Annotated in this window: 10 protein-coding genes and 2 pseudogenes; 9 read left to right on the top strand and 3 right to left on the bottom strand. The window is 76.3% G+C overall.

Features of this window, described 5'->3' with window-relative positions:
• From PGB27_RS27815 to PGB27_RS27800, 4 genes and pseudogenes are all read left to right on the top strand, one after another.
• A pseudogene (locus PGB27_RS27815) lies at positions 1 to 747 on the top strand (hypothetical protein); the annotation flags it as partial.
• Positions 744 to 1,166 carry a roadblock/LC7 domain-containing protein gene (locus tag PGB27_RS27810; protein WP_133825801.1) on the top strand — a complete coding sequence of 141 codons (423 nt, stop codon included), beginning with the start codon at positions 744 to 746 and terminating at the stop codon, positions 1,164 to 1,166. The pseudogene PGB27_RS27815 and the gene PGB27_RS27810, both read left to right, overlap by 4 nt.
• Before the next feature lie 23 nt (positions 1,167 to 1,189).
• Positions 1,190 to 1,891, top strand: a complete 702-nt coding sequence (locus PGB27_RS27805; RefSeq protein ID WP_274203698.1) for a DUF742 domain-containing protein — start codon at positions 1,190 to 1,192, stop codon at positions 1,889 to 1,891.
• A complete protein-coding gene (locus PGB27_RS27800) occupies positions 1,872 to 2,477 on the top strand; it encodes a GTP-binding protein (protein ID WP_274203697.1) in 606 nt (201 codons plus the stop codon). Before PGB27_RS27805 ends, PGB27_RS27800 begins: the two co-directional genes overlap by 20 nt.
• 14 nt (positions 2,478 to 2,491) lie before the next feature.
• Here the strand turns inward: PGB27_RS27800 and PGB27_RS27795 are convergent, their stop codons facing one another.
• The gene (locus PGB27_RS27795) at positions 2,492 to 4,855 is read right to left on the bottom strand and encodes a helicase-associated domain-containing protein (protein ID WP_274203696.1); all 2,364 of its coding nucleotides are present in this window, start codon (positions 4,853 to 4,855) and stop codon (positions 2,492 to 2,494) included.
• A gap of 117 nt (positions 4,856 to 4,972) precedes the next feature.
• Between PGB27_RS27795 and PGB27_RS27790 the strand changes: the two genes are divergently transcribed.
• From PGB27_RS27790 to PGB27_RS27770, 5 genes and pseudogenes are all read left to right on the top strand, one after another.
• A complete protein-coding gene (locus PGB27_RS27790) occupies positions 4,973 to 5,203 on the top strand; it encodes a hypothetical protein (protein ID WP_274203695.1) in 231 nt (76 codons plus the stop codon).
• Between the two features lie 55 nt (positions 5,204 to 5,258).
• Positions 5,259 to 5,858: a nucleotidyltransferase family protein gene (locus PGB27_RS27785; protein WP_274203694.1), complete on the top strand. Its 600-nt coding sequence runs from the start codon at positions 5,259 to 5,261 to the stop codon at positions 5,856 to 5,858.
• The gene (locus tag PGB27_RS27780; protein WP_274203693.1) at positions 5,855 to 7,321 is read left to right on the top strand and encodes an NAD-dependent malic enzyme; all 1,467 of its coding nucleotides are present in this window, start codon (positions 5,855 to 5,857) and stop codon (positions 7,319 to 7,321) included. Before PGB27_RS27785 ends, PGB27_RS27780 begins: the two co-directional genes overlap by 4 nt.
• Positions 7,314 to 7,814, top strand: a complete 501-nt coding sequence (gene moaC / locus PGB27_RS27775; RefSeq protein ID WP_274203692.1) for a cyclic pyranopterin monophosphate synthase MoaC — start codon at positions 7,314 to 7,316, stop codon at positions 7,812 to 7,814. The genes PGB27_RS27780 and moaC overlap by 8 nt, the downstream gene beginning before the upstream one ends.
• Before the next feature lie 52 nt (positions 7,815 to 7,866).
• Positions 7,867 to 8,810: pseudogene (locus PGB27_RS27770) on the top strand (molybdenum cofactor biosynthesis protein MoaE); the annotation flags it as partial.
• Between the two features lie 16 nt (positions 8,811 to 8,826).
• Here the strand turns inward: PGB27_RS27770 and PGB27_RS27765 are convergent.
• The gene (locus tag PGB27_RS27765) at positions 8,827 to 9,582 is read right to left on the bottom strand and encodes a LysM peptidoglycan-binding domain-containing protein (RefSeq protein ID WP_274203691.1); all 756 of its coding nucleotides are present in this window, start codon (positions 9,580 to 9,582) and stop codon (positions 8,827 to 8,829) included.
• A gap of 482 nt (positions 9,583 to 10,064) precedes the next feature.
• Positions 10,065 to 10,718 (bottom strand): LysM peptidoglycan-binding domain-containing protein, encoded by a 654-nt coding sequence (locus PGB27_RS27760; RefSeq protein ID WP_274203690.1) that lies wholly within the window; start codon positions 10,716 to 10,718, stop codon positions 10,065 to 10,067.
• Positions 10,719 to 11,215: the final 497 nt, after the last annotated feature.

The following is an 11,215-nucleotide window of genomic DNA, read 5'->3' as shown; positions in this document are numbered from 1 at the left end:
GCGCAGGAGCAGGCAGCCCAGGAGCAGGCAGCCCAGGAGCAGGCAGCCCAGGAGCAGGCAGCCCAAGAGCAGGCAGCCCAGGGCCTGGCGCCCCCGGACCCGGCGGCGCCGGCACCGCTGCCGTCGCGGGCGCGCCGCCCGCAGGCCCCGGACGGCCCCCCGGCGCCGTTCGGTCCGCCGTCGGCGATGCCGGCCGGACCGGACCGCCTGTTCGACCCGGCGCCGTCCACGGCGCCGTCCACCGAGGGCAACGGCCACCCGCGCAACGGTGGCCGCACCCCGGGCCGGGCGGTCCCGGAGCGCCTGCCCGGGCGGGCGGGGATCCCGCAGCGGGAGCGGACGCCGATCTACGACGAGGTCGCGTCCGCGTGGTTCCGCGAGGCGCCGCCGTCGGCGGGGCCCGACGAGGCCGAGTGGGCCTCGACGTCCGGGGACGAGGGCTGGCGGGCGGCGGCGGCCAGCGCGGACGCCCTCGACGCCGGGGTGAGCGCGGGCGGCACGACCGAGGCGGGTCTGCCGCGGCGCCGTCCGCGGGCGCAGCTCGTGCCCGGGGCCGCGCGCCCCGGCGGGGCGCCCGGCGACGGTCCCGCGCCCGCGGTCCCGCGTCGCAGCGCCGAGGCGATCCGCGGACGACTGGCGAGCTATCAGCGAGGTGTGGCCGACGGGCGGACGACCCGTGCGGCCCGACCGGCCGATACCGAGGGCGAGCCGCCGACGGCCCGTCCCGGGGACGAGGAGGAGCAGTGACCGGAGCCCAGTCGCAGCCGAGCCGCTTCGGCTGGTTGGTCTCGAACTTCGCCGAGCGGGTGCCGGGGGTGGCGCACGCGGTCGTCGTGTCGGCCGACGGGCTGCTGCTCACGGCGTCCAACCGGCTGCCGCGCGACCGGGCGGACCAGCTGGCCGCGGTGGCGTCCGGCCTCATCAGCCTCACGCAGGGCGCGGCGCGCTGCTTCGAGGCGGGCGAGGTCGTCCAGACCGTGGTCGAGATGGAGCGGGGGATCGTGCTGCTCATGTCCATCAGCGACGGGTCGTGCCTCGCGACGCTGGCCGCCCCGAACTGCGACATCGGGCTGGTCGGCTACGAGATGACCCTGCTGGTCGACCGCGTCGGGCAGCTGCTGACCCCCGAGCTCCGCGCCGAGCTGCAGGGGTCAGCGGTGCGATGACCGTGTCGAGGGGGTGACGACCGGTGAGCGACAACCGCGGCGAGTCCTTCGCCGACGTCCTCAACGGGATCAGCGGGCCGCCGCCGAAGGCCCGCGGTGAACGCCGCGGGCTCTTCCGGCGACGGCGTGCCGCCGAGCCCGAGGAGACGCCGCCGGAGGCCGCGCCGACCGGGCACGGGGACGACGCCGACGTCGTCCCCGGCGCGCCGACCGGCGGCACCGTCGCCCCCGACGGCTACCTCTACGGCGAGGGCGTGGCCGGGGGTCCCGACGGGGCCCACGCCCTGCCCGGGGGCGAGCCGCAGACCGCGCCGTACGGTGTCCCGCAGCCGGGCCCACCGCGGCACGAGCTGCCCGACCCCGAGCCGCCGGGCGAGCGCGCCGAGGACGTCGCGATCGTGCGTCCCTACGCCTGGACCGGCGGACGGACCCGCCCGGTCTACGACCTCGCCGTCGAGACCCTGGTCTCGGTCGGCCAGGCGGGCCGCGACCCGTCGCGGATCCCCCGGTACGAGCACCGTGCCGTGGCCGAGCTGTGCCGCGAGCCCCGATCGGTCGCGGAGGTGGCGGCGATGATGTCGATCCCGCTCGGCGTGGCCCGGGTGCTCATCGGCGACATGGCCTCGCAGGGCACCGTCGTGGTGCACCAGACCGCCTCGACCTCGGGCGACGTCCCGGACCTGGCGTTGATGGAAAGGGTGTTGAGTGGACTTCGACGGCTCTGACGCAGCGGTCGCGGCCGAGCCGGTCCCGACCACCACGTCGGCCAAGATCGTCGTGGCCGGGGGGTTCGGGGTCGGCAAGACGACGTTCGTGGGCTCGGTCTCCGAGATCGACCCGCTGACGACCGAGGCCGTCATGACCGACGCCAGCTCGGGCGTGGACGACCTGTCGGCCGTGCCGAACAAGCGCACGACCACGGTGGCCATGGACTTCGGCCGCGTCTCGCTCGACTCCGACCTGATCCTCTACCTGTTCGGCACGCCCGGGCAGGACCGGTTCTGGTTCATGTGGGACGACCTCGTGCGCGGCGCCATCGGCGCGGTCGTGCTGGCCGACACCCGGCGCCTCGCCGACTGCTTCGCCGCGGTCGACTTCTTCGAGGACCGGCGGCTGCCCTACGTGCTCGGCGTCAACTGCTTCGACGGCATCCTGCGCCACGACCTCGAGGACGTGCGCGAGGCGCTGGCCATCGACCCGTCGGTGCCGATCCTGACCGTCGACGCCCGCGACCGGGAGTCGACGAAGCAGGCGCTCATCGCGCTGGTGGAGCACGCGATGCAGGTCTGGGCGGTCGGCGCCCGGGCCTGACCCCCGACGCCGCGTCAGCGGTCGGCGAGCACGCTGACCGAGGTGATGCGGTGCAGTGCGAACGACAGCGGCGCCCCGCCGACCGTGGCGCCGTTCGTCTCGCCGTCGTCCTCGACGCCCTCGAGCACGCCGCCGCCCACGCGCAGGGGGCGCACGACGCGCTGGGACGCCGTGCCGTGGGCGTCGACGTAGCCGATCCACACGGCGCGTCCCGACCGTGCCGCCTCGGCGAGCACGGCGACGGTGGCCGACGCCGCGGTGCGCCCCGATCCGGCGCCGGTGACGCGGCCCCGGGCGGCGGTGGCGGCGCGGTCGCCGGCGCGGAGCTGGGCGACCAGCGCGGTGATCTGGTCCTCGGAGAGCGTGGGGGCGGTGCCGACGGCCCGCTCGGGGCGGCGGGCCGGGGTGCGCCGGCCGCGGGGACGCAGGTCGAGCACGCCGCCGACGTCGTCCTCGGCGACCGGTGACAGGCCCGCCTCCCGCAGCGCCGCGAGCACGTCGACCAGCGGCTGTGGGCTGACGAGCACGGTCGGCGCGATCCGCCGCAGCTCGAGGCGCTCCGCCTGGGGATGGGCGAGCACCTCGGCGACGAGGGCCTCGTCCTCCGAGCGCAGGAACGACGCCGCCGCCCCGCCGCGCAGGCGCCCGTGGCGGCGCGCGACGTCGTCGACGAGGTAGGTCAGGCCCTGGGGCACCGGGGTGGCCGAGCGGGTGGCGAACAGCTCGTGCAGGTCGGCGGCGGTCTGCCCGAGGTCGAGGGCGCGGCGCACCGAGGCCTCGCTGATCCGGTACACCGTGGCGCCGCCCGCGGACTCGACGTCGGCGACGCGGTCGAGCGCGGCGGCGAGCTCGGGCTCCAGGCGCCCGGGGGCGACCGCGGTGAGGTCGGCCTGCAGGAGCACGTGGTCCACGGGGTCGGGCAGCGCCCGGCGCAGCGCCGCCGCGGCGGCCGCGTCCGGGTCGTCGCCGGGGCCGCGCACGGGGACGAGCAGCTCGCGGGTCGCGGACGTGACGGCGTCGAGCGCGACGAGCCCGATCGCCGTCGCCTCGCGCAGCACCGTGCGGATCATCTCGTCGCGCTGGCGCCCGCCCTTGCGCGGTGCGCGCCAGGCCAGGGAGGCGACGAGGTCGTCGGCGCTCGGCGGGCCGTCGCCGTCGTCGAACTCGCAGAGCCGGTCGAGCACGCGGCGACGCAGCGCCGGCGCCCAGGGCCGGCGGGCCTCGTCGGAGAGCGGGCCGATGAGCTTGTCGCCGACGTCGCGCTCGCCCACCAGCGACGGCGCCCGCGGGGTCTCCAGCCAGCCGCGCGCCAGCGCCACCCACCGCACGTCGGGGCCGGAGGCGAGCCAGCGGTCGACGGTGACCGTGGGCGTCCAGGCCGCGTCGGCACCCTCGGAGACGGCGACGAGCCCCGCGCCGGCGAGCACCTCGACCAGCAGCGCCGCGTCCTGCTCGGTGAGCCCGAGGTCGCGGGCCACGCGCCGCAGGTCGCGCACGCCCAGGCCGCCCGAGCGCAGCACCGCGGGCGGCGCCGCCGACCACGCCGTCAGCACGGCCTCCGCGCGCCGGGTGAGCTCGAGGATCTCACCGGCGGCGGTGGCGTCGACGTCGCCGGGCCGGTGGTGGCGCGGCGCGGGCATGGGGTCGGCGAGCGGGACGTCGCCGAGCGGGCGGTCCCCGCGCGCGCCGAGCGCGGCCTCGCGGGTGAGCTCGACGGTCTCGTAGTCGACGCGGTGCAGCAGGCCCGCGGCGAGCAGGCGCCCGACCGGCCCCCTGTCGGCGTGCTCCCCTGCACCCGGACCCTGCGCGCGGCTGCGCCCGATCGGCCCGTCCGCGGACAGCGCGTCGACCACGGCGCGCTCGTCGGCGGGCAGCGCATCGACGATCGTCGCGGGGTCGTCGGCGGTGGCGATGGCGGAGAACTCCGGCGCGGGCCGGCCGAGCCCCCCGGGGTAGCGCACGGACACCTCGCGGAGCGCGGGCACGGCGCGCAGCCCCGTGGTGGCCGTGGCGTCGGCGCGCGGCAGGGTGGGCTCGACGGTCGAGCCGTCGGGCCAGACGAGGGCGCGGGTCTGCAGGTCGGCGAGGGCGGCGTGCCCGGCGTCGGCGCGGTCGGGGCCGAGGAGCGCCAGCACGTCGCCGACGGCCGCGGGCGCCTCGTCGGCGCGCACGACGAGCAGCGCGTCGACCACCTGCAGCGTGAACGCGTCGAGGTCCTCGCACGCCCGGCCGACCGACATCCGCACGCTCGCCCGCGTGGCGACCACCCCGGTGTCGGCGGGTGCGGGCAGGGCGAGGTCCGGGCGGGCGCGCAGCAGCGCGCCGAGGGTGTCGTCGTCCTGGGCGCGCAGGTGCTCCAGGAGGGTCCGGCCGGACATCGCTCCCACGGTAGTCGGGCTCTCCCGCGGGCACCCCCGAGGTGCGGCAGACTGGGGCCCTGTCGACCGGGGACGACCCGGGCGGGCCCGACGCACCACCAGTGAGGAGCCAGCGAGATGGCCGACCACCGCGCGAGCGAGGACCAGTCGGGGGCGGGGGCCGTGGAGTCCCAGGAGACGCCCCGCCAGGACCCCTGGTGGCCGGAGGTCGACGGCGGGCACCCGATCACCGAGCTGATGGCCCCGACCCAGGGCTCGCCGTCGCCGTACGGGGAGACCCAGTTCCCGCTGCCGGCCGACCAGCTGGGGTACGAGCACCCGGTCACCGAGATCAACCGCAGCAGCTGAGCAGACAGGACGCGCAGCGGTCGACGCAGCACGCCGACAGGGGAGCCGGACCATCATGACGGTCGCGGGCCTCCTGCTCGCCGCGGGCGGCGGGCGCCGGATGGGCCGGCCGAAGGCCGCCGTCGAGCTCGACGGGGAGCCGCTGGTGCGCCGGGCGGTGGGGGCGCTGCGCGGGGCCGGGCTCGACCCGGTCGTCGTTGTCCTGGGCGCGGGCCTGCCCGAGGTCGCCGAGCTGCTCCCGGACGGCACCGCCTGGGTGCCCGCGCCGGGCTGGGACACCGAGGGCCAGGCCGCCTCGCTGCGTGCCGGTCTGGAGGCCCTGAGCGGCACGGACGCGGTGGCGGCGGTCGTCGCGCTCGTCGACACCCCGGGCATCGGTCGCGAGGCCCTGGCGCGCGTCGCGGCCCGCGCCGACGGCCCCGAGGTGCTCGCGCGCGGCGCGGTCGCCGGGCGCGCCGGGCACCCGGTGCTGCTCGGTCGGGCGCACTGGGAGGCTGTGCGGGCGGCGGCCACGGGCGACGCCGGTGCGCGGGGGTTCCTGCGGGGCCGGGACGACGTGGCGGCCGTGGAGATCGGTGACGTCGCGGTGCCCGACGACCTCGACACCCCCGACGACCTGCAGCGGTGGACCTCACGGGAGGAGGCGGGACGATGACCGTTCCCGGACCGGGCTACGCGATCACGGCACGCGTGGAGGCGCCGGCGAGCGCGACCGCCGCGGGTGACCTCGCCGTGGCCGTGGGACGCGTCGGCGGGGTCATGACGGCGTTCGACGTCGTCGAGTCGCGCACCGACTCGATCATCGTCGACATCAGCTGCAACGCCCTCTCCGAGGAGCACACCCACCAGATCACCGACGCCCTCGACGCCCTCGACGGCGTGCGGGTCCGCAACGTCTCCGACCGCACGTTCCTCGTGCACCTGGGCGGGAAGATCGAGGTCACCGCGAAGGTCGGCCTGCGCACCCGCGAGGACCTCTCCCGCGCCTACACGCCCGGCGTCGCCCGCGTCTGCCAGGCGATCGCCCGGCGCCCCGAGGACGCGCGGAGCCTGACGATCAAGCGCAACACCGTCGCGGTCGTCACCGACGGGTCGGCCGTGCTCGGTCTCGGGAACCTGGGCGCCGCGGCCGCGATGCCGGTGATGGAGGGCAAGGCGGCGCTGTTCAAGCGCTTCGCGGGCGTGGACGCGTGGCCGGTGTGCCTGGACACCCAGGACACCGAGGAGATCATCCGGACCGTGCAGCTGCTGGCGCCGGTGTACGGCGGGATCAACCTCGAGGACATCGCGGCACCGGCCTGCTTCGAGATCGAGGAGCGGCTGCGCGAGGCGCTCGACATCCCCGTCTTCCACGACGACCAGCACGGCACCGCCGTCGTCGTGCTCGCCGCGCTGCGCAACGCGCTGCGGGTCGTCGGCAAGGAGATGAACGACTGCCGCATCGTGGTCTGCGGGGTGGGCGCCGCGGGCTCGGCGATCATCCGCCTGCTGCTGCCGCTGGCGCCGGCGGACCTCATCGCCGTCGACGTCGAGGGGATCATCCACCCCGACCGCCCGGGCCTGCACCCGAGCCTGGAGTGGGTCGCCGAGCAGACCAACCGCGAGCGCCGCACGGGCGACCTGCACGACGCGGTGCCCGGCGTCGACGTCTTCATCGGGGTCTCGGCGCCGAACCTGCTGCGCGAGGCCGACGTGGCCGGCATGGCCGACAAGGCCGTGGTGTTCGCGCTGGCCAACCCGGACCCCGAGATCGACCCGTCGATCGCCCAGCGCCACGCCGAGGTCGTCGCCACCGGACGCTCCGACTACCCGAACCAGATCAACAACGTCCTGGCCTTCCCCGGCATCTTCCGGGGCCTGCTCGACGCCCACGCCCGGGGCATCACCGACGAGATGCTCCTGGCCGCCGCCGCGGCGATCGCCGACGTCGTCGCCGAGCCCAACCCGCTGTTCATCGTGCCGAGCGTCTTCGACAGCACCGTCGCCCCCGCCGTCGCGGGGGCGGTGCGCAAGGTCGCCGAGCGCGTCCGGGAGGAGGGCGCGGGTCCGGTCGACGTCGGCGACGCCCTGGCCCTCGGGGAGGAGACCGCGCGCGCCGTGGAGACGTCGGATGAGTGAGCACGGTCCCGGTCCTGGAGGTCTGACCCACGTCGACGCGACCGGCGCGGCGCGCATGGTCGACGTGGGCGACAAGGAGGTCACGCGCCGCACGGCGACCGCGACGGGCGTCGTGCGCACGACGCGCGAGGTCACCGCGGCGCTGCGCGACGACACCGTCCCCAAGGGCGACGCGCTCGGCGTGGCCCGGGTCGCGGGCATCATGGGCGCCAAGCGCACGCCGGACCTCGTGCCGCTGTGCCACCCGATCCCGCTGGCCGGCGTCACCGTCGACCTCGACGTCGCCGACGACCACGTCACGATCACCGCCACGGCCCGCAGCGCCGACCGCACGGGCGTGGAGATGGAGGCGCTGACCGCGGTGGCCGTGGCCGGGCTGACCCTGCACGACATGATCAAGGCCCTCGACCCGGCGGCGACGCTGGACGGCGTGCGCCTCGAGCGCAAGGAAGGGGGACGCTCCGGTGTCTGGACCCGCCCCGACGGACGCTGAGCCGGCCGGCCCGGCCGGCCCGGCCGACCCGACCGACCCGAACGACCCCACCCGGCGCGCCCGCGTCGTCACCGCGTCCAACCGCGCGGCGTCGGGCGTCTACACCGACCGCGGCGGGCCGATCATCGTCGACTGGCTGCGCGCGATGGGCTTCACGACGCCCGACCCCGTCGTCGTGCCCGACGGCGAGCCGGTGGCCGCGGCGCTGCGGGAGGCGGTCGCCGACGGCGCGCACGTCGTCGTCACCACCGGCGGCACCGGCATCGCGCCCACCGACGCCACCCCGGAGGCGACCCGCGCGGTCGTCGACTACGAGGTCCCGGGCCTCGCCGACGCGATCCGGCGTGCGGGGGCGGACAAGGTCCCGACGTCGGTGCTCTCACGTGGCGTGGCCGGGGTGGCCAGGCGCACCCTGGTGGTGAACCTGCCCGGCTCCCCGGGCGGGGTGCGCGACGGCCTGGCCGTGCTCGAGCCCGTGCTGGCCCACGCCGTCGACCAGATCCTGGGAGGGGACCACCAGTGAGCGGGACGCGAAGCGCAGCGGAGCCCGACCCGACGGCACCGTCGCAGACCGCCCGCGTGCTGCGCGCGACCGTCACCGAGGAGCCCCTCGACGTCGCCGAGCACGCCGCGCTGGTCGACGACGCGGCCGCGGGCGCGGTGGTGACGTTCGCCGGCGTCGTGCGCGACCACGACCACGGCCGCGGGGTGACCGCCCTCGACTACGAGGGTCACCCCACGGCCGCCGCCGTCGTCGCGAAGGTCGCCGCGGACGTCGCCGGGCAGTTCCCCGGCGTGCGGGCGCTCGCCGTGACCCACCGCGTCGGCCCGCTCGGGATCGGCGACGTCGCCCTGGCCTGCGCCGTCGCCGGCGAGCACCGCCGCGAGGCGTTCGACGCCTGCAGCGAGCTCGTCGACGCCGTCAAGCGCGAGCTGCCGGTGTGGAAGCGCCAGGAGTTCACCGACGGTACCGAGGAATGGGTCAACTGCCCCTGAGCCGCCGGGTCTGGCGTCAGCCCATCGACAGCGTCTGACCCGGGAAGATCATGTTCGGGTCGGTGAGGACGTCGCCGTTGGCCTGCGCGATCGAGCGCCAGCTCGCCCCGTGTGACGCGGCGATCGAGCTGAGCGTGTCCCCGGCCCGGACGGTGTAGCTGCCCGCCGACGGGGTCGCGCCGCGGACCTGGCGGGTCTCGGAGCCGGAGTCGCTCCCGGCATCGCTCCCGGCATCGCTCCCGGAGCCGTTCTCGGCGTCGCTCCCGGAGTCCTCCGCGTCGCGACCCGCGCTGCCGGCGTCGTCCTCCGACGGCGAGCTCGACGACTCCTCGTCCGCGGACGGCACGCTGCTGTTGGGCGAGTCGTCGGTCTGGCCGGTCTTGCGCGAGCAGGTCGGCCAGGCGTTCATGCCCTGCTCGGCCTTGACCCGCTCGGCGACGCGGATCTGCTCGGAGCGGCTGGCGTCCTCCGGCTGGCCGGAGCCGCCGAAGGCGCGCCAGGTGGAGTCGGTGAACTGCAGGCCGCCGCCGAAGCCGTTGCCGGTGTTGATGCCCCAGTCGCCGCCGCTCTCGCACTGGGCGAGGGCGTCCCAGTCGGTCTCGGCGTGGGCGGCCGGCGCGGCGAGGAGCGCGGCGGGGACGACGGGGGCTCCCGCCGCGACGACGGCGAGGGTGGCCCGACCGAGGCGGCCGGGACGGCGCGGGGCGCGGTGCCGCCCCCGCGGGGCGGGGGCTGCGGGTGCTGCGGGCAGCACGGGACGCACGATGTCCACGGATCTCCACGAGGCCGCGCCGGTCCCCGCGCCGGGCCGTCGCGCGAGGGGGAGCGGACGGCGGGAGCACCGGCGGTCGGGGCCCTGTCCGGGCACGCTGCTGCGGGGGACGGGGCCCGCCGGACAGGGCGGCGCGCGGGCTCCGGTCGGCACCGCCGCACGGGCCGACGCCACGACGGTAGATCTCGGCGGGCGAGCACGGCCGGTGGCTCTCAGCTCTGTGAAACCGTGCCGAGGTCACGAACGGGTGACGAACGCGCAGCTCTCGGGCCTCGATGTGACGGAGCGCGAGAGGCCGCTACGGCCCGTCGCTGAGAGGTGTGTCGCGCTTCACAACCGTGCGAACGGGGAGTTCGTGCGCGTAGAGGCCGCGAACAGCGCGTTCGCTCCATTCGCCCACGCCCACACGCACCCCCGAACGACGACGACCCCGGTCCAGCTCGGGGCAGGACCGGGGTCGTCGAGGTGCTCGGGGGAAGCGGTCAGCCCACCTTGAGCTGCTGGCCCGTCGCCAGGGTGTCCGGGTCGGCGAGACCGTTGACCTGCGCCAGGGACGCGACGGACGTGCCGTGGGCCGCGGCGATCCCGCTGAGGGTGTCGCCACTGGCCACGGTGTAGGCGCCGCCCGCGGCCGGCGCGGTCGGCTGGGCCTTGGCGCTCGCGCCCTCGGCCGAGATGCTCTCGGCACCGGAGGAGTCCTCCGAGTCCGAGGAGCTCGAGTCGGAGTCCGAGGACGACGACGACGACGAGGACGAGCTCGACCCGGTGTTCGCGGAGTCGTCGGTGTTGCCCGTCTTCTTCGAGCAGGTCGGCCAGGCGTTCATGCCCTGCTCGGCCTTGACCCGCTCCGCGACCTGGATCTGCTCCGACCGGCTGGCGTCCTCGGGGGCACCCGAGCCGCCGAACGCCTCCCAGGTGGAGTCGGTGAACTGCAGCCCGCCGCCGAACCCGTTCCCGGTGTTGATGGACCAGTCGCCGCCGCTCTCGCACTGGGCGAGCTCGTCCCAGTCGGTGTCGGCCGACGCGATGCCCGTGCCGAGCGCGAGCGGGGTCGCCGCCATCGCACCCACCAGCACGAACTGCGCCGCTCGCCGTCCGAGGGCGCGCGTCAGCGACATTTCGGTGTTCCGAGCCATGACCTCTCTCCGTACCGCGCCGCGCGGGCGGGGCCTCGCGAGCGGGTCGACGGCCGGTTCCACGCGGCCTCACCGCCCGTGGGTGCTCGCGGCACCCAGGGCCTCTCGTTCCTCGCGCCCGTCCGGTCCGCCACTTTCGTCTCGGGGCTGCAGACCCGGGGCCGCTGGACGGGCGTCGGCGCGGCGGCTCCGGGTTGTGTCGGGTCCCGCACACACCGGTCCGGCGTGTCGTCGTGAACCCGCTGTCGAACGGTACGGAGCACACGGCGTCTTTCAACCCGGGCTCAGGCGACCGTCGTCACCCTCCTGCGACACAACCGTGACCTTCCACGGCACGGATCCGCAGGTGAGTGCGGAAGATGATCACCAACAGGTTGATGTTTCACCGATGTAGCACAGATCCATTTTGTGCATGGCCTCACGGTTTCTGCAGGGCCGTTCGGACCAGCTCGCTGAGGACGGCGGTGCTCCTGTCCGGACGTGCGGTGGCTACCCAT

It is taken from the genome of Actinomycetospora lemnae, assembly GCF_028737315.1.
Classification (GTDB): Bacteria; Actinomycetota; Actinomycetes; order Mycobacteriales; family Pseudonocardiaceae; genus Actinomycetospora; species Actinomycetospora lemnae.
Note: the sequence above shows the minus strand (reverse complement) of the source record. Positions and strands in the feature narration are given on the sequence as shown.

Excerpts from the sequence above, each read along its gene's own strand:
- PGB27_RS27795 (WP_274203696.1), bottom strand. The coding sequence starts at position 4,855 with ATGTCCGGCCGGACCCTCCTGGAGCACCTGCGCGCCCAGGACGACGAC.
- PGB27_RS27790 (WP_274203695.1), top strand. The coding sequence starts at position 4,973 with ATGGCCGACCACCGCGCGAGCGAGGACCAGTCGGGGGCGGGGGCCGTG.
- PGB27_RS27785 (WP_274203694.1), top strand. The coding sequence starts at position 5,259 with ATGACGGTCGCGGGCCTCCTGCTCGCCGCGGGCGGCGGGCGCCGGATG.
- PGB27_RS27780 (WP_274203693.1), top strand. The coding sequence starts at position 5,855 with ATGACCGTTCCCGGACCGGGCTACGCGATCACGGCACGCGTGGAGGCG.
- moaC (WP_274203692.1), top strand. The coding sequence starts at position 7,314 with ATGAGTGAGCACGGTCCCGGTCCTGGAGGTCTGACCCACGTCGACGCG.
- PGB27_RS27760 (WP_274203690.1), bottom strand. The coding sequence starts at position 10,718 with ATGGCTCGGAACACCGAAATGTCGCTGACGCGCGCCCTCGGACGGCGA.